The organism is Streptomyces sp. NPDC002787, assembly GCF_053592095.1.
On sequence record NZ_JBSFVC010000024.1, the window covers coordinates 92,884 to 111,589 of the forward strand.

General features: G+C 69.0%; 9 protein-coding genes and 3 pseudogenes. 3 read left to right on the forward strand and 9 right to left on the reverse strand.

Annotation, left to right across the window (positions count from 1 at the left end):
* Positions 1-103 precede the first annotated feature (103 nt).
* Together ACWD26_RS30535 and nrdR are read right to left on the reverse strand one after the other, a co-directional pair.
* A complete protein-coding gene (locus tag ACWD26_RS30535; protein ID WP_451275184.1) occupies positions 104-2,995 on the reverse strand; it encodes a vitamin B12-dependent ribonucleotide reductase in 2,892 nt (963 codons plus the stop codon).
* 160 nt (positions 2,996-3,155) lie between these two features.
* Positions 3,156-3,719, reverse strand: a complete 564-nt coding sequence (gene nrdR, locus ACWD26_RS30540; RefSeq protein WP_451275185.1) for a transcriptional regulator NrdR — start codon at positions 3,717-3,719, stop codon at positions 3,156-3,158.
* Between the two features lie 536 nt (positions 3,720-4,255).
* On the opposite strand from nrdR, the gene lexA reads away from it, so the two are divergent.
* Positions 4,256-5,032: a transcriptional repressor LexA gene (gene lexA / locus ACWD26_RS30545; protein ID WP_020114122.1), complete on the forward strand. Its 777-nt coding sequence runs from the start codon at positions 4,256-4,258 to the stop codon at positions 5,030-5,032.
* Between the two features lie 187 nt (positions 5,033-5,219).
* On the opposite strand, the gene ACWD26_RS30550 is transcribed toward lexA, so the two are convergent.
* The 7 genes and pseudogenes from ACWD26_RS30550 to ACWD26_RS30580 form a co-directional block, all read right to left on the reverse strand.
* Positions 5,220-7,223 (reverse strand): ATP-dependent DNA helicase, encoded by a 2,004-nt coding sequence (locus ACWD26_RS30550; protein ID WP_451275186.1) that lies wholly within the window; start codon positions 7,221-7,223, stop codon positions 5,220-5,222.
* Positions 7,224-7,471: 248 nt separating this feature from the next.
* A complete protein-coding gene (locus ACWD26_RS30555) occupies positions 7,472-8,209 on the reverse strand; it encodes a GNAT family N-acetyltransferase (RefSeq protein WP_451275187.1) in 738 nt (245 codons plus the stop codon).
* Between the two features lie 100 nt (positions 8,210-8,309).
* Positions 8,310-10,460: an IucA/IucC family protein gene (locus ACWD26_RS30560; protein WP_451275188.1), complete on the reverse strand. Its 2,151-nt coding sequence runs from the start codon at positions 10,458-10,460 to the stop codon at positions 8,310-8,312.
* Between the two features lie 497 nt (positions 10,461-10,957).
* Positions 10,958-12,373 carry a diaminobutyrate--2-oxoglutarate transaminase family protein gene (locus ACWD26_RS30565; protein ID WP_451275230.1) on the reverse strand — a complete coding sequence of 472 codons (1,416 nt, stop codon included), beginning with the start codon at positions 12,371-12,373 and terminating at the stop codon, positions 10,958-10,960.
* A gap of 596 nt (positions 12,374-12,969) precedes the next feature.
* Positions 12,970-13,375, reverse strand: a pseudogene (locus ACWD26_RS30570) (alpha-hydroxy-acid oxidizing protein); the annotation flags it as partial.
* Positions 13,376-13,517: 142 nt separating this feature from the next.
* Positions 13,518-15,163 (reverse strand): annotated as a pseudogene (gene qcrB / locus ACWD26_RS30575) (cytochrome bc1 complex cytochrome b subunit).
* Positions 15,160-16,032: pseudogene (locus tag ACWD26_RS30580) on the reverse strand (QcrA and Rieske domain-containing protein). Before ACWD26_RS30580 ends, qcrB begins: the two co-directional pseudogenes overlap by 4 nt.
* A gap of 121 nt (positions 16,033-16,153) precedes the next feature.
* On the opposite strand from ACWD26_RS30580, the gene ACWD26_RS30585 reads away from it, so the two are divergent.
* Positions 16,154-16,909 carry a TetR/AcrR family transcriptional regulator gene (locus ACWD26_RS30585; RefSeq protein ID WP_451275189.1) on the forward strand — a complete coding sequence of 252 codons (756 nt, stop codon included), beginning with the start codon at positions 16,154-16,156 and terminating at the stop codon, positions 16,907-16,909.
* A 348-nt stretch (positions 16,910-17,257) separates the two neighbouring features.
* Positions 17,258-18,490 (forward strand): trypsin-like serine peptidase, encoded by a 1,233-nt coding sequence (locus tag ACWD26_RS30590; protein ID WP_451275190.1) that lies wholly within the window; start codon positions 17,258-17,260, stop codon positions 18,488-18,490.
* Positions 18,491-18,706 lie beyond the last annotated feature (216 nt).

Consider the following 18,706-nt stretch of genomic DNA (forward strand, 5'->3'; position numbering starts at 1 on the left):
CCCGGCTAACCCCCCCACGGGGGGGCTGCCCGGCGGGGGGGGGCGCCGCTTTCCCCCCCCCCCCCCACGGATCTGTCATGTCACGCCTGCACGGCGCTCATGTTCAGCTGCAGCCGCTCGTCGAGCCGCAGCCCTCGCAGATGTAGCAGGAACCGGCGCGCTGCATCTTCGTACCGCAGGAGAAGCAGAGCGGAGCGTCGGCCTGGATGCCCAGCTGCATCTCCACCAGCTCGGCACTGGTGTGGGCCTGCTTCGGGGCGGGCTTGGCACCCTCCTCGTCGGCCTTCGGAGCGGCGACGGCCTTCAGGGACTGGCGCGGCGCCGACTGCGCGAGGCCCTCGACGTCGACCTCCTCCTCGATCGGCTCGTACGAACCGGTCTCCAGGTGGCGCTGGCGCTCCTCGGCGGAGTGGATGCCGAGTGCGGAACGCGTCTCGAAGGGCAGGAAGTCCAGCGCCAGACGGCGGAAGATGTAGTCGACGATGGACGCCGCCATCCGCACGTCCGGGTCGTCCGTCATACCGGCCGGCTCGAAGCGCATGTTCGTGAACTTCGAGACGTACGTCTCCAGCGGCACGCCGTACTGCAGACCCACCGACACGGCGATCGAGAAGGCGTCCATCATGCCCGCGAGCGTCGAGCCCTGCTTGGACATCTTCAGGAAGACCTCGCCCAGGCCATCGTCCGGGTAGGAGTTGGCGATCATGTAGCCCTCGGCGCCGCCGACGGTGAAGGACGTGGTGATGCCGGGACGCCCCTTCGGCAGGCGCTTGCGGACCGGGCGGTACTCGACGATCTTCTCGACCGTGGCCCGGATCGTCTCCTCGGCCTTCTCGGTGATCTCCGCCTTCTCCGTCTCCTTGGTCTTGGCGGAGAGCGGCTGGCCGACCTTGCAGTTGTCACGGTAGATCGCGAGCGCCTTGACGCCGAGCTTCCAGGCCTCGAAGTAAATCTCCTCGACCTCCTCGACGGTCGCCGTCTCCGGCATGTTGACCGTCTTGGAGATGGCGCCGGAGATCCACGGCTGGATCGCGGCCATCATGCGGACGTGGCCCATCGGGGAGATGGCCCGCTCGCCCATGGCGCAGTCGAACACCTCGTAGTGCTCGTGCTTCAGGCCGGGGGCGTCGATCACATTGCCGTGGTCGGCGATGTGGGCGACGATCGCCTCGATCTGCTCCTCCTGGTAGCCCAGGCGGCGCAGGGCCTGCGGGACCGTGCCGTTGACGATCTGCATCGAGCCGCCGCCGACCAGCTTCTTGAACTTGACCAGCGCCAGGTCCGGCTCGACACCGGTGGTGTCGCACGACATGGCGAGGCCGATGGTGCCGGTCGGGGCGAGCACGGACGCCTGCGAGTTGCGGAAGCCGTTCTTCTCGCCGAGGCGGAGCACGTCCTGCCAGGCCTCGGTGGCGGCGGCCCACACCGGGGTGTCCAGGTCGTCCATGCGGACGGCCGTGCCGTTGGCGTCGGAGTGCTGCTTCATGACGCGGTTGTGGGCGTCGGCGTTACGGGCGTAGCCGTCGTAGGGGCCGACGACCGCCGCCAGTTCCGCGGAGCGCTTGTACGCCGTGCCGGTCATCAGGGAGGTGATGGCCCCGGCGAGGGCGCGACCGCCGTCGGAGTCGTACGCGTGGCCCGTCGCCATCAGCAGGGCGCCGAGGTTGGCGTAGCCGATGCCGAGCTGGCGGAAGGCGCGGGTGTTCTCGCCGATCTTCTGCGTCGGGAAGTCGGCGAAGCAGATGGAGATGTCCATCGCGGTGATGACGAGCTCGACGACCTTGGCGAAGCGCTCGACCTCGAAGGACTGGTGGCCCAACCCGTCGTCCTTGAGGAACTTCATCAGGTTCAGGGAGGCGAGGTTGCAGGACGTGTTGTCCAGGTGCATGTACTCGCTGCACGGGTTGGACGCGGTGATACGCCCGGACTCGGGGCAGGTGTGCCAGTTGTTGATCACACCGTCGTACTGGATGCCCGGGTCGGCACAGGCCCACGCGGCCTCGGCGAGCTTGCGGAACAGCGCCTTGGCGTCGACCTTCTCGATGATCTCGCCGGTCATACGGGCGCGGAGGCCGAACTCGGTGCCGTTCTCGACGGCCGTCATGAACTCGTCGTTCACACGGACCGAGTTGTTGGCGTTCTGGTACTGGACGGACGTGATGTCGTCGCCGCCGAGGTCCATGTCGAAGCCCGCGTCGCGCAGGGCGCGGATCTTCTCCTCTTCCTTCACCTTGGTGGCGATGAAGTCCTCGACGTCCGGGTGGTCCACGTCGAGGACGACCATCTTGGCGGCACGACGGGTGGCACCGCCCGACTTGATCGTTCCTGCGGAGGCGTCGGCGCCGCGCATGAAGGAGACGGGACCGGAGGCGTTGCCGCCGGAGGAGAGCAGTTCCTTGGAGGAACGGATACGGGAGAGGTTCAGGCCGGCACCGGAGCCGCCCTTGAAGATCATGCCCTCTTCCTTGTACCAGTCGAGGATCGACTCCATGGAGTCGTCGACGGCCAGGATGAAGCAGGCGGAGACCTGCTGGGGCTGCGGGGTACCCACGTTGAACCAGACAGGGCTGTTGAAGCTGAAGATCTGGTGCAGGAGGGCGTACGCCAGTTCGTGCTCGAAGATCTCGGCGTCGGCGGGTGACGCGAAGTACTTGTAGTCCTCGCCGGCCTTCCGGTACGTCTTCACGATGCGGTCGATGAGCTGCTTCAGGCTCACCTCGCGCTGCGGGGTGCCGACGGCACCGCGGAAGTACTTGCTGGTGACGATGTTGACCGCGTTCACCGACCAGAACTCGGGGAACTCGACGCCACGCTGCTCGAAGTTGACCGAGCCGTCGCGCCAGTTGGTCATGACGACGTCACGGCGCGCCCACTCCACCTCGTCGTACGGATGCACGCCGGGAGTCGTGTGGATGCGCTCGATACGCAGGCCCTTGCTCGCCTTGGTGCCCTTGGCGCGGGAACTCCGTGCCGGACCGCTCGCCGTCTCTGTCATGCCGCCTCCCTGTACGGGCGAAAACGCCCTGAAGTGCCACTTTGTTCCCGTGACACGGTGTTTCTGTCTTGTGTCGCGACCCGGCCGACACAGCCGTCCGCGACAGGTCTGGATCGCCACCGACCGACCGGACCCACTGGTCCGGCGGTGCGGCCCGCCGTCAGTCGGCGGCGTTGGCGGGCACGGGGACTTGGGTAGCCCCTCCGGACCCGCGGTCGTTCTCCGGGCGCTCCGCGACCGCGATCTCGACGTCCTCGTCGTTCGCGTCGGGGCGCTTCTCCTGCTCTTCCCTGAGTTCCGCGATGGCGGCCTCGAAGTCCTCCAGCGAGTCGAACGCCCGGTAGACCGAGGCGAACCGCAAGTAGGCGACGAGGTCGAGTTCCTGCAGCGGGCCGAGTATGGCCAGACCCACGTCGTGGGTGGTCAGTTCGGCGCTTCCGGTCGCGCGCACCGCCTCCTCGACCCGTTGGCCGAGCTGGGCGAGCGCGTCCTCGGTGACAGGCCGTCCCTGGCATGCCTTGCGGACGCCGTTGATGACCTTGGTACGGCTGAAGGGCTCGGTCACGCCGGACCGCTTGACCACCATCAGCGAGCACGTCTCCACCGTCGTGAAACGACGGGAGCAGTCGGGACACTGACGGCGCCTGCGGATCGACGTGCCGTCGTCCGTCGTACGACTGTCGACGACGCGGCTGTCGGGGTGCCTGCAGAAGGGACAGTGCATAACTCCAACCCTCCTCACAGCACGACTCGATAGCCCCACGGGCCACTTGGACCCCGCGGAAGCAGCCCCAAGCATAGGGGATGACCAAGGACCCGAGGACCGGGGGGACCACAACTTCTGGGCCGTTACAGCAATCCAAGCACTAGATGTAGGGCCTGGCACGTAAATCCGCCCACGACGCGCGTGTCGCCCACGTATGGGCATGTGCCAGACGGAAGCGTCGTCGCAGAGCGCAGCCGGACGGTCGCGGAGCGGGCGGGGCCACTGGGGGACGCCACGGAAAAGGGGCCGGTTCCCGGCCGACGGAGCACCGGGTGGCAGACTGGGCCACGAGGCGACAGCGGCCCACAAGGCCTTCGTCCCGGCGGTGAAGAGTACAACAATCAGCGCTTTTGTCCGCCGGGCAGCGAGCCTCTACACCCAGGCACATGGTCACGTCAGACAATCCACGGTTTTTCACTCGAACGTGTGTTTGGCGCAACCTTTCGAAAGCAACTACCGTTGTGCTGCACGGGAGACCATCGAGAGGGGCCGACGTGACCACCACCGCTGACAGTGCCACCATCACTGCCCAGGACCGCTCCCAGAGCCGACTCGAGCCGGTGCATGCAATGAACGAAGCCACGAACCATGAAGGGCCCAAGCGAGCCCTGCCCGGCCGACCTCCAGGCATCAGGGCGGACAGCTCCGGGCTCACCGACCGGCAGCGCCGAGTCATCGAGGTGATCAGGGACTCGGTGCAGCGGCGCGGATACCCGCCGTCGATGCGGGAGATCGGACAGGCCGTCGGCCTGTCCAGCACATCCTCCGTGGCACATCAACTGATGGCACTGGAGCGCAAGGGCTTCCTACGCCGCGACCCGCACCGGCCGCGTGCGTACGAGGTCCGCGGTTCCGACCAGTCCTCGGCGCAGCCTACGGACACCGCGGGCAAGCCGGCCGCGTCGTACGTGCCGCTCGTCGGCCGGATCGCCGCCGGCGGCCCGATCCTGGCCGAGGAATCGGTCGAGGACGTGTTCCCGCTCCCCCGCCAGCTGGTGGGCGACGGAGAACTCTTCGTCCTGAAGGTCGTCGGCGATTCCATGATCGAGGCCGCGATCTGTGACGGGGACTGGGTGACGGTCCGCCGTCAGCCCGTCGCCGAGAACGGCGACATCGTGGCGGCCATGCTGGACGGCGAGGCCACGGTCAAGCGCTTCAAGCGAGAGGACGGCCACGTCTGGCTGCTGCCGCACAACGCCGCCTACGAGCCCATCCCGGGTGACGACGCGACCATCCTCGGCAAGGTGGTGGCGGTCCTGCGCCGCGTCTGACACCCAACGGCGGACGGTCGCCCGTGGCCGAAACCCCGCCCCTGATCCGGGCCCCGGAATCCACTGCGCCGGTTCCGGGGCCCTGGGCTGTCCAGGGCCCGGTGAAGAACCTCAGTCCGGACCCTGAGCCCGGTGATGACGAGCGGCCGTTGGCCTCCCCCGGTCGGGGTCGGCCAACGGCCGCTCGTCATGCCTTCGCCGTTTCCGTCTCTTCCGTGTCCCTGTCCTTGTCCTTCGCCGCCTTGTCGATCGCGGCGAGCGACCTGCGCACCTGGTTACGGTCCGTCGTGTACCAGAAGTCGGGCAGTGACGCCTTCAGATAGCTCCCGTACCGTGCGGTCGCCAGGCGCTGATCCAGTACAGCGACCACGCCGCGGTCCCCCTGTGCCCGTACGAGGCGGCCGGCGCCCTGCGCCATCAGCAGAGCCGCGTGGGTGGCGGCGACAGCCATGAAGCCGTTCCCGCCCGCTTCCTCGACTGCCTTCTGGCGGGCGCTCATCAACGGGTCGTCGGGGCGGGGGAACGGGATCTTGTCCATCACGACCAGCTGACAGCTGGGACCGGGCACATCGACGCCCTGCCAGAGCGACAGCGTGCCGAAGAGACAGGTCTTCGGGTCGGCCGCGAACCCCTTGATCAGCTCTCCGAGGGTCTCCTCGCCCTGCAGGAGGATCGGGTACTCGGGAATCCGGACGCGCAACTCCTCCGCCGCCAGCTGGGCTGCCCGCATCGACGAGAAGAGGCCGAGCGTACGGCCGCCGGCCGCCTGGATCAGCTCCGTGAGCTCATCCAGCATGTCCGCCCGGTCGCCGTCACGCGCGGGACGCGACAGATGCTTGGCGACATAGAGGATGCCTTGTCTCGGATAGTCGAACGGCGAGCCGACGTCCACGCCCTTCCACTGGGGAATGTCGTCTCCCTGGGTGCCCTCGGGCGCCAGACCCAGCGACGCCCCTACGCCGTTGAAGTCGCCGCCCAGCTTGAGCGTGGCCGAGGTCAGGGTGACGGAACGGTCCGCGAAGAGCTTCTCTCTGAGGAGACCCGAGACGGACATGGGGGCCACGCGCAGGGACGCGCCGAAGCGGTCATGGCGTTCGTACCAGACGACGTCCCACTCGGAACCGTTGGTGATCCGCTCCGCGACGTCGTGCACGTTCTCCACGGCGGCCAGGGCCTGCTTACGGACCGCGTCCTCGTCCTGGACGGACTTGTCGCGGGTGCTGCCGAGCGCCGAGATCACCGTGCGAGCGGCATCGCGCAACGCCATCAGGACGTACGCCAGGTCCTCCGGGATCTCCTCCAGACGCCCCGGCAGGGCCAGCTCCATGACCCGCTCGAACCCCTCGGCGGCGGTCTGCAACTGGTCGGCGGCCTTCTCGTTCACCAGCTTCGCCGCCCGCTTCACAGCGCGGTTGACCTGGCCCGGGGTGAGCTCGCCCGTCGCCACGCCTGTCACCCGCGAGACGAGTTCATGCGCCTCGTCCACGATCAGCACCTCGTGCTGCGGGAGCACCGGCGCGCCCTCGATGGCGTCGATCGCGAGCAGCGCGTGATTGGTGACGACGACCTCGGAGAGCTTGGCTCGCTCCCGGGCCATCTCGGCGAAGCACTCCGCGCCGTACGCGCACTTGGAGGCGCCCAGGCACTCCCTGGACGACACGGAGATCTGTGCCCAGGCTCGGTCGGACACACCTGGGGTGAGGTCGTCGCGGTCGCCGGTCTCGGTCTCCTGCGACCAGTCCCGCAGCCGCAGCAGGTCCTGGCCCAGCTTGCTGGTGGGCGCGGCCGCCTCGAACTGATCGAAGAGGCCCTCCTCCTCGTCCTGCGGCACGCCTTCGTTCAGGCGGTGCAGGCACAGGTAGTTCGACCGGCCCTTCAGCATCGCGAACTCGGGGCGGCGGCGCAGCAGCGGGTGCAGCGCGTCGACCGTTCTCGGCAGGTCCCGCTCCACGAGCTGGCGCTGCAGCGCCAGAGTCGCCGTCGCGACGACGACCCGCTCTCCCTGGGCGAGCGCGGGCACCAGATAGCCGAGCGACTTTCCCGTGCCGGTGCCCGCCTGGACCAGCAGATGGGAGCCGTCGTCGATCGCCTCCGCGACGGCTTCGGCCATGGTCACCTGGCCGGGGCGCTCCGTGCCGCCGACAGCGGTGACGGCAGCATGCAGGAGTTCGTGGAGTGAGGGCTTCGTCATAGCGCGACCACCCTACGGCTCGCCACTGACAAACGAGTGGTCAAGGCGGAAGCGTGAGGCATGAGGGGCGGAATCAAGACCGGGTTCTCTTCGACAGGAGGGGCCGTTTCGCGAGTCGGCTGCGCGGACGCACGCCGGCCGTCGGAAATCGATTCGGCTCGACCGGAAAACGAGTCGGCCCGTCCGGGAACCGGCTCGGCGCGAGCGGTGTACCAGAAATGACGACGTCACAGCAGATCACATCGGATCTACATCAGATCACGCAGGAGACGGTCCCTGACCATGAGGGCGGCCCGCTTGTCGGGCAGGTCGACCTCGGCGGAGAACCGGAATCCTGCGCTCAGAAAAGCGGAGACGGAGGGGAAGTTGCGAAGGTCGGGTTCAGCGATGACACGGGCACAGGACGGTCTCTTGTCTAGGACGAGATCGGCGACGGCACGGAGCAGGGTGGAGCCGAGCCCCCGTCCCCTGCGGGCCACGGGGCCGATCAGGAGGTGGATTCCGGTGTCGTGCGGGCGGGCGGGGTAGTGGCGGGCGACGGGGTCGAGGTCGGCCCGGTAGATCTCCCAGTAGCTCATCGGCGTGCCGCCCAGCAGCCCGAGGCAGGGCAGGCTGCGGCCGTCACCCTCGAGCTGGGCCCGGAGGTGGCCCGCGGTCACACTCTCGGGTCCCGCGAGCTTCCAGTAGGAAGCTACGGCGGAGTCGTTCATCCACCGGGAGATCAGCGGGAGGTCCCGTTCGACGCGGACGGGGACGAGATGGAGGGTGCCCACCGGGGTGACGACCGGCCCCCAGTCGACGAGGTGGTCGAGCAGCTCGCCCTTGACCGGAGGGGCCTCCCCTCCCGCTTCGGCCCCGCCGCCGTACGAGTCGCCGTCCGCGGCCATGAGGGCGAGGAAGTCGTCGGGCAGGCGCAGTTCGAGCGTGTCCTCGTTGCTCGGGGTCGAGGCGGTGCCGGTGGCGGTGCTCGCGTCGGTGGGAGGCACGGCGACGCTCCTCTCAGGAGATCGGGTGAGTCATGTTCCTCGGGCTGAAGGGAGTCGGATTACGGAGACGGCTGGACTGACAGGCGGGGTGAGCGGCTGGTCAGAGATGGAGGGGGTTGGCGATGGTGACGTAGACGGACTGGGTGTCCACCGGGCCGACGAGTTCGTCGAGACCGTGGAGGCGGGTCAGCAGGTTGGCCTTGCAGCGCAGGACGGGTGAGTCGAGCAGCCGGGCCGGCAGGGGCGTGTTCAGCCGGGCGGGGCCGGTGGCCACATCGGTGAGGAAGCGGCGGAAGGCGGCGAGCAGGAGCCGCTCGTCAGCCAGGCTCTGAGAGCCGAATGCACCGATCAGGCCGAGCACGTTGTTGATGCCGAGGTAATAGGCGAACCGTTCGTCGGTCACCTCGTCGGAGACGAACGTGTCGCTGCGCTCGCCGATACCGCGCAGCCGGGCGTCGAGATCCGCGCGGCGGGACTCGCGGAAGTAGTAGCCCTGGTTGTCGCGGTACCGGCCGCCTCTGGGCCAGCCGTCGGGGTCCAGCAGGACGAGCGTGTTCTGCTGGTGTGCTTCGAGGGCGATCCCCGCCTCGCTGTCCAGCCACAGCACCGGCCGCACGACCTGCTCCAGATAGCGCAGGAACCACTCGACGGAGACCGCACTCAGCGGTCGTCCGGTGCGCACGGCGAGGCGGGTGACCAGATCGGCGAGCCGCGACCGCATGGTCTGGTGGAGAGGGGTGTGAGGGGGAGGTGTGTGACGGGGAAGCGTGTCGTGCGGCTGTCGGAGGGGGCTGCCGAGACGCTCCGGCTCCTGGTCGGTCAAGCGCTTCTGCGGCTCATCGTGGTGATCCGTCTGTGGTCCGCCAGAGGCGTACGGCCTCGGTGACACGAGTCCCGCGACACAGGACGCGTCGTCCGTCGGGCCGAAGGGGTTGTGCCGGATCACCACGTCGAGGCCGGGCACGGGCTCGCCGTCCGGTGCGGTGACCGCCAGCCAGGCCGGGTCGCGGACGATGTCGAACCCGGGGTGGACCGCCTGCCACTGCTTGGCCAGGCCGGTGCGCAGCAGACGGTGGACCTCGACGCCGCGGTGGAGTTCCTTGCGGAGGCTCTCACGACGGGAGTTGGTGATGCGCAGGCCCAGCGAGAGCTTCAGCATCGCGGGGCCGCCGGTGCGGTGGACGGTGCGGACGGAGGAGGTGGGATGCCACGGGGAGCCGTGCGGGCCGAGGTCCCGGAGCAGCCCGGCGTCGATCAGGGCGGCGACGGCCGGGCGGTGTTTGGCCTCGCGAAGCTGCCAGGGGTGCAGGGGCAGGGCGGCGTACCCGTCGGGCAGCGGCAGCCCCGGGCCGGCCAGCCTGGCGGTCAGCTGTTCGGCGGGGATGACACGACCGCGCTCGGTCCATGCCGAGTCGGACGACACGACGGACGGGGCGATCGCCAACCAGTGCAAGGGAAAGGAGCCACGCAACTCCGATGAGTAGAGCCACGCTTCGGCCTCGGAGAGTCCCTCCCGGCTTTTCGGGGTGGGGTGCAGCGGATGGCCGAGGACGAGGGCCTGCTCGGCGGCGAGGAACCGGTCCGGATCGTCACTGGGCTCGGCCCGGCGCTCGGTGATGAACACGGCGACTCGTCGGACTGAGTCGGCGACCCTGCCGACCAGGTCCAGCTGGTCGGGCAGGTTGAGCTGCTCGGGCAGCGTGAGCGGGTTGGACCGGTTGAGCTGGTCAGGACGGTCGAATTGGGCGATCGGATCTCGTTGGGCAAGTGGATTGCCTTGGTGCGGCTGATCCATGTGGTCGGGCGCGGGGATGGGCGCTGACGTCGGGCTGAGCTCGGGGGCGGCCGTCAGGGGCGAGGAGCGTGCAGCCGATTCCCTGGCCAGCAGGGCCGCCACCGTCACCGCGTCGACGGGCGGTGCGGCCTCGGGGGTGCCTACGAGGTGTGGGAGGCCGAAGCGGTGCCAGCCGGTCGGGGACCAGTAGTGCACCGGGGCGAGGAGTCTCGTGCCGGAGGTGGGGAGGGGGATGTGGAGGGTGCCGTCGTGGGGGGAGGTGAGGTTGTGCTCGCGTACCCAGCAACGCAACAGGTTCTCAATAGCTGCCGCCTGCGCCGCGATGTGCGGATCGGGGTGGTTCAACGGGTCGGTGGCGAGGGTGCGCAGAGACTCGATGGCCCGGGTTTCGGCGGCTTGGCGGGGGATCGGCTGGAGGCGTTCGTGAGGTGGCTCGATCGGCTTGTGAACGGGCATGGCTTGGAAGGAGATCGGCGGGGCAGGGGGCGAAGCCGACTCGGGCTCGCCGGCTCCCCGCTCGGGCTGAGCAGGGCCTGGGGCGGCGTGCCGGGAAACCGGGGTGGCCTGGCCCGACCTTCGCTCGGCCTGGCAGGAACCTGGGCCGATCTGCCCCGAGCCCCGCTCGCCCAGGCCGGGCCGCAGGGCAGCCTGGTGGGGGGAGGGCTCGGCGGTCGGTGGGGGCGTGGGCTGCGGAAGGCGGGCTTTTGTCTCGAGATCGTGTGTGTGATCTACGTGATCGTGGGTGCTGGCCTCGGGGGCGGGCGGCGGGTTCAAGGCGGTTCCTGGGGTTGCTCGTGCGGGACGGCAGTCGCGGGTTTGTGCGGTCGTGCGGGGTGAGGGTTGTGCGGGAGGGGTGTGGGGCGGTGGTGGTGCGGGGCAGTGCCTGGTTTGGGCGGTTGGTTCGGGGGTGGGGTGATGCCTGGGCCCGGCGGCTCGGCGGGTCGGCTCCGCAGTTATCCGCCCGGCGTGCGTCCAGGTCCTCCGGTCGGCTCGGGCAGCAGGCTTCGTGGGCGCCGCGCCACAGCGGCGGCGGCCACGGAGGCGATCGCGTCCGTCAGGCGGTCGAGCACGGCATCCGTCTGTTCGTCGGTGATCGTGAGGGGCGGGAGAAGGCGCACGACACCGGCGTGGCGGCCGCCGAGTTCGACGATCAGGCCGCGGCGGAGGCACTCGCGTTGGACGGCGGCGGCGAGGGAGGGGGCGGGTGCGCGTGGGCCGGTGTCGTCGGAGGGAGGACGGGCATCCGGGGTGACCATTTCGATGCCGATCATCAGGCCCCGTCCCCGTACGTCGCCGACGCAGGTGAACTGCTTGGTGAGGTCGTGGAGTTGGGTGAGAATGCGTGCACCGAGAGTTTCGGCGCGTTCGGCGAGGCCGTTCTCGCGGACGTGGGCGAGGGTGGCGGCGCCGGCGGCCATGGCGAGTTGGTTGCCGTGGAAGGTGCTCGCGTGCGTGCCGGGCTGCCAGACGTCGAGGTCGTCCCGGTAGACCACGACGGCGAGGGGAAGGCTGCCGCCGATGGCCTTGGACAGGACCATCACATCGGGGACGACACCACTGTGCTCCACTGCCCAGAAGCGGCCCGTGCGGCCCACGCCCGTCTGGGTCTCGTCGGCGATCAACGGGATCGAGCGTGCGGCGGTGATCTCGCGCATGCGGCGCAGCCAGCCGTCCGGGGCGGGGATGACGCCACCCTCCCCCAGGACGGGTTCAAGGATCATCCCGGAGGGGAGCGGTACGCCGGACGTGGCGTCGTCGAGGGCGGACTCCGTCCAGCGGGCGGCGAGTTCGGCACCACGGGCACCGCCGACGCCGATCGGGCAGCGGTAGCCCTGGGGATACGGCAGGCGTGCCATCCGTACGTCACGTGCGCCACCGGCCGCTTCGGGTCCCGCGGTGGTCATGCCGTGGTGGGCGCCGGTGAAGGCGAGCATTCCGGTGCGGCCGGTCGCCGCCCGGACCAGCCGGAAGGCTGCCTCGACCGCGTCCGTGTCGGTCGGCCCACAGAACTGGACGCGTGCGCGGTCGGCGAGTCCGGACGGAAGGGTGCGAAAGAGTTCGGTGGTGAAGGCGTCCTCGACGGGGGTGGCGAGGTCGAGGACGTGCAGTGGGGCGCCCGAATCGAGGACTCTGCGAATCGCTTCGAGAACGACGGGGTGGTTGTGGCCGAGGGCCAGGGTGCCTGCGCCGGACAGACAGTCGAGATAGCGGCGGCCGTCGGCGCCCTCGATGGTCAGCCCGCGTGCGCGTACCGGCACGATGGGCAAGGCACGCGCATAGGTGCGCGCCGCCGACTCGCGCGCGGCCTGCCGCCGCAGAAGCCCTTCGTGTGCCGAGCGCGCCCCACCGCGCTGCCGCCGTGTGCGCACCAGTTCGTCCTCGTGTCCCGAACGCGCTCGCTCGGGCTCGCGCCCCACCGGCGCCACCAGAGACTCGGTCACCGCCACGACTGCATTTCCTCCCGCTGTTCAGAGGCGAGTTGGCACGGGGCACCGAGCACCGGCGGGTCCCCCGTCGGTACCAACGACGCGGCTGGCACGGGGAAGCGGGTGAGGCGAAGATCCTTGCCGTGACGGAACCGTTGACGGTCCACTGCAAACCCAGGTCCAGAGGCATTTGACGTCCGATGGCGACATCAGTCTGATTCCGTCAGAGTCTCTTCAGCCGCCCGACCGATCCTGCACACCTCGCCATGGACCGTCACGCGGATCTCCAAGGGCGTGGAGATCCAGCGGTGCCGCGGTACTCAACCTCCGTCGCGGAGGCGAACTGACGTGGCGTCCCGAAAGCCGGACCTTTGGTTTCGACGAGATCCGCAGCTACCTCAAGGTCGCCGGTTGGACCCCCATTCCCGGTGGCGATGTCTGTCGCCGCACTTCGGCGCCTGCCTGGCCACCCGGGGGACATACCGCCCGGCGGCCCGACCTGAGGTTCAGCACAGGGCGCCGGGCAGAGCCGGCGGACCCGTGCCGACGCCCTGCAGGAACGGCAGGTATGCCTTGCCCGGCCGCCTTCGCCCGGTGCAGACGCTCCGGGCCACCGCGGGGCCCTTCAGCCAGCACAGCGGGAACCAGCGCTCCGCGTCCCCCATCGCCTCCTCGACCTGCTCCACCGGCGCGCTGGACACCGATGAAGGGTGTCCGGCACGCGTTGTGCGGCGGCCCGGGCGGCCGTCGGCTCAGCGGCCGGGTGCATGATCGACAGTACGCCGACCGGGGCGAGGGCCGACGGGGCCGGCAGGGCGCGGCCGAGGACCTCGACGGACAGATCGCGTGATGCACGTCCCGACAGAACTCCGTGCCGCCGACCAGGCCGTCCATCACGACCCGGTGCACGCGTCGGCGGTCAAGCAGCGACGGACGCAGGGTTCGACGGCCGGCTTCGCGGCTTGCCCGCCAGGTCATTCAAACCACAGGGCCCGCCCGCCCCTCGGGCGTACCCCTTCCGCTGCCGTACGGCGCGGACCGGCGCGACCGGCGTCACCGGCGCCGGTGACGCCGGTGACGCCGGTGATCAGTGGTGTCCGGGGTGTCCGTGACCGCTCGGGATCTCCTCGTACTCCTCGATGGTCGGCTTGGTGATCTGGCCGTCCTGTCCGTAGTAGCTCCTGCTCAGCTTGGCGCGGAGCTTCTCGCGGCGCGTGATCTTGCGGGCGACACCGTTCTCGTCGACCGCCCGACCGATCTCGGCCGGCTGGTACTGCTCGTGCGCGGTGAGCGTGTGCAGTTCCTCCTGGCTGAGCGGGGCGTGGACCTCGATGAACTCACCGTGCGGGAGGCGCTTGATGATGCCGGTCTCGCGGCCGTGCAGCACCTTGTCCCGGTCCCGGTGCTGCAGGCCCAGGCAGATCCGCTTGGTGACAACGAACGCGATGACCGGGCCGGCGAAGAAGAAGATCCGGGAGAACCAGGTGATCGCGTTGAGGGAGAGGTGGAGATGGGTGGCGATGATGTCGTTGCCGCCGGCGATCATCGCCACGAAATAGGCGGTCAGCCAGGCGACACCGAAGGCCGTACGGGTCGGGGCGTTGCGCGGGCGGTCCAGGATGTGGTGCTCGCGTTTGTCGCCCGTGACCCAGGACTCGATGAACGGGTAGACCGCGAGAGCGGCCATGACCACAGGGAAGGCGGCAAGCGGGACGAACACGCCCAGGGCGAGCGTGTGGCCCCACAGGTTGATCTCCAGCCGGGCATGATGCGCAGCAGTCCCTCGGCGAAGCCCATGTACCAGTCGGGCTGGGAACCCGCGGCCACCTGATCGGCCCGGTACGGGCCGAAGGCCCAGATCGGATTGATCGTGGCGATCGCCGCGATGGCCGCGATGACCCCGAAGACCAGGAAGAAGAAGCCTCCGGCCTTGGCCATGTAGACCGGCAGCAGCGGCATACCGACCACGTTCTCGTTCGACTTGCCGGGCCCGGCGTACTGCGTGTGCTTCTGGTAGAAGACCAGGATCAGGTGCGCTACCACGAGGCCGAGCATGATGCCCGGCAGCAGCAGGACGTGGATCGAGTAGAAGCGCGGGATCAGGTCGTGCCCGGGGTACTCGCCACCGAAGAGGAAGAAGGACTGGTAGGTCCCGACGATCGGGACCGACAGGATCGCGCCCTCCATGAAGTGCAGACCGGTGCCGGAGAGCAGGTCGTCCGGGAGCGAGTAGCCGGTGAAGCCGGTGAACATGCCCAGGAAGAGCAGCAGGAAGCCGAAGATCCAGTTGACCTCGCGCGGCTTGCGGAACGCGCCGGTGAAGAACACCCGCATCATGTGCACGAACATGCCCGCGATGAAGACCAAGGCGGCCCAGTGGTGGATCTGCCGGATCAGCAGACCACCGCGGACCTCGAAACTGATGTCCAGCGTGGACTTGTACGCCTCGCTCATCAGCTGCCCCTGGAGCGGGACGTAACTGCCGTTGTACTCCACCTCGTTCATCGACGGGTGGAAGAACAGCGTCAGATACACACCCGTGAGGATCACAATGAGGAAGCTGTAGAGGCAGATCTCGCCCAGCATGAACGACCAGTGGTCGGGAAAGATCTTGCGCATGTTGGCCTTGGCCAGGGTGTAGATCCCCAGCCTGCCGTCGGCCCAGTCGGCGAGGCGCTCGCCGGCCGGTGCCTTGCCCCGCGCGGGCGTTTCGGTGGTGGACTCGGTGCTCAAGCGTGCTCCCGGAAAGCAGGACCGACGGGCTCTTCGAAGTCGCCGAACGCCTCCAGGTAGCCCTCGTCGTTCACGCCGACACGCAGGTGCGGCAGGGCGCGAGGAGCGGGGCCGAAGATCACTCGGGCACCGTCGGAGAGGTCGAAACTGGACTGGTGGCAGGGGCACAGCACGTGGTGCGTCTGCTCGTTGTGGTGCGTGATCGGGCACCCTGCGTGGGTGCAGATCTTCGAGAAGGCGACGATGGCCTCCTGTGACCAGTCGAGTTCGCTTTCCGGTCCTCGATGTCGTCCGGCCGGAGCCGGACGACGATCAGGGTCGCCTTGTCGATCTCGGACCGGACGTTCTCACCGTGGCTGTGCACGGCCTCGGGTGTGGCGGAGACGATCGAGCCGACGGCGAGGTCCGAGGGACGCAGCGGCTGATTCGTCGTCGGGTTGATGAGCCGCGTGCCCTCGGACCACAGGCGCCGGGCGGTGGTCTCGGCCAGGGCCATCGGGGCCACGGGCCCAGCAGTGGGCGCGCGCTCCGAGACAGCTCAGCGCCACGCCCAGGGTCATGCCCAGCGAGAAGTTCAGCGCCTCGACCTGCCCGAGAGGGAAGACGACGACCGCCGCGTCGGGGGGAATCGTCGTGTACGAGGCGACGAAGGCGGCCATGGCCAGCGCCGACATGGTGAGCAGCAGGGCTGCCATGCGCCCGGAGCGGTCGACGGTCCTCGCGTCCAAGGGTGGGGTGAGATGATCGTGGGACGGACGCCCCTGACCGGCACGCGGGTTGTGCCACACCGGCACGGTCACGAACGCATGGACGTATGGCTCCTCCCTCCTCACACGAACGATCTCTCTTGGGATGTCTTGGCTGTGCATAACTTGTCCGCCTTTGCGGTCCGAGCGGCGACCCGAAGGTCCAGCAGACGTAGCCACTGTCACCTAGTAGGTCTAGGTAACTCTAGAGCCTCTAGGCTGACGCCATGAAGGCGGGTGTTTCATGAGCAAGCAGGGGACGGGCCGACGCGACCGGATGCGCGAGGCCACCCTGAGAGAGATCCACCAGACCGCTCGGACGCTCCTGGCCGACAAGGGGTCGGCCGCGGTCACGATCAACGCGGTGGCGCGCGAGATGGGCATGAGCGGGCCATCGCTCTACCACTACTACGCGAGCCGGGACGCCCTGGTGGACGCGGTGACCACGGACTTCTTCCAGGAACTGGCCGAGGCCATGGAGCGCGACCGGGACAAGCACGCGGACGCCCCGCTCGCGGAGCGGCTCCTGGCCGCGTGCCGCGCGATGCGCTCCTGGGCCGTGTCCCATCCCGCCGAGTTCGAGTGGATCTTCGCGAGCCCCATGAGCGGCGCACAGCACCAGCCCGACTCCGCCCGGTACCAGGCCGGCCTGCGCTTCGCGTATGTCTTCCTCGACATGATCGTCGAGGCGTGGAACACCCAGCCGTTCCCGGTTCCCGCTCTGGACGAACTGCCAGAGTCCCTGCGCGAGCAGCTGCGCGCGTACTCCCGTCTGATCGACGAGCGGCTGCCCCCGGAAGCGCTGCACGTGTACGTGACCGGCTGGAGCAGGCTCTACGGACTGCTGTGCCTGGAAGTCCTCCGCCAGATGGACTTCGTCCTGACCGACATGGAACCGCTCTTCGAACAGTGCCTCGGCGAACTGGCCGTGGCCCTCGGCCTGACCCAGGAGTCCCGACCCGGGAGTCCTGACCCAGGAGTGCTGGGTCAGGACTCCTGACCGCTCACCAGCCGGGCAGCCCCCGACAGGGCCGGACGCGAGGGGTCGTCAGATCCGTGGCTCTCCGGATGAATTGCCAGATCAGAAAGCTCGTAGCGAAACCGTTGCCGTTCCATCGGATGTCCCCCACAACGACCGCATAGTGTGTGGTGCCGTTCCGTAGGGATGTGGCTCGGCGGACCCTCACCAAGCCGCGCGTACGACCACTACGTACGAAGAAACAGAGGTACAGAGCCGCGCGTTTGCCGTGTCGGTTGCGTACAAGAAGGCGGTGGGTGCGCGGTGGAGCCGTGCGCGAGCCGCTTCGGCAGCACAGAGTTCTCTTACGCCCCAGGGGGAGTTCAGACCATGCGACCCATACGACCGCTCTTCGCCGCTCGTCGTGGGAGGAGCACGCGCCGCAGAACCTCCCCCGTTCTGGCCGCGGTGGGCCTCGTCACGATCCTGTCGCTGACCGCCACCGCGTGCGGCTCGGGTGACACCACGGCGAACGCCGAGGCGTCGGCTTCCGCACAGGGCGGCGACAGTGGCGGCGACGGCAAGATCCAGATCCCGGACGACATCAAGGACAAGCTCAAGGAACACGGGATCGACCTCGACAAGTGGCGGGGCGGGGCTTGGAAGAACTGGGACAAGGACGACTGGCTGCGCGAGGCCGAGGACTACGTCAACCCGATCATCAAGGACCTGTGGGACCCGGACCGGATGCGGGACGCCGAGGAGCCGGAGAAGGAGGTCGACGAGAGCGACCTCGCCGGTGACCAGGGCGTGACCGACCCGACCCCGGAGTCCATCGACGCGGAGGCGGTGTCGGCGAAGTACCACGAGAACGTGCCCGAGGCGGGCAAGGTGTTCTTCGACGCGCCCGAGGGCACGATGGTCTGCTCGGCGACGGTGGTCCAGGACCCGGCCAACCCGGGCAAGTCCAACCTCGTGTGGACCGCCGGCCACTGTGTGCACGCCGGCAAGTCGGGCGGCTGGTACCGCAACATCGCGTTCGTGCCGTCGTACAACGACAGCGGCATGGCGGCGGCGGAGCTGCAGACGGCCACGAAGGAGGAGGTCGCCCCGTACGGCGTCTGGTGGGGCGACTGGGCGCAGACCTCGGACCAGTGGATCGAGCAGGGCGGCCAGACGGGCGGTGACGGAGCGCCGTACGACTTCGCGGTGATCCATGTGACGCCGGAGGAGGGCAGCGGGGGCAAGTCGCTTGAGGAGATGGTCGGTTCGGCGCTGCCGGTGGACTTCGACGCGCCTGCCGTGCCGCAGGTGGAGAGCATCACCGCGACCGGCTACCCGGCGGGGGCGCCGTACGACGGCGAGACGATGTACCAGTGCACGGACAAGCCGGGGCGGCTCTCGCTCGTCGAGTCGGACCCCACGATGTACCGCATCGGCTGCACCATGACCGGCGGTTCGTCTGGTGGTGGCTGGGTGGCGACCGGTTCGAACGGTGAGCCCGCGCTGGTGTCCAACACCTCCATCGGCCCGGTGAGCGCCGGCTGGCTGGCCGGTCCGCGGCTGGGCAAGGAGGCCGAGGGTGTGTACCAGGCGGTGAGCGACAAGTTCGCGTCGCAGTGACGCCGAGCTGACGAGGATGGTGCCGCCCCGCGAGGGGTGGAAGTCGGACGGCGCGCGGAGATCTTGGCCGCGCGCCCTCCGCCGGTGCCCCAGCGTCCCCGCATGGTGGCCTTGACACACGGATAGTTCCGACGGGCGCCCGGACCGCGGTTGGGCGACGGGGCCGAGGCCTTGTTCGACTAGATGAGGACGTCGTACGGCGGTCGGTGAGCCCTC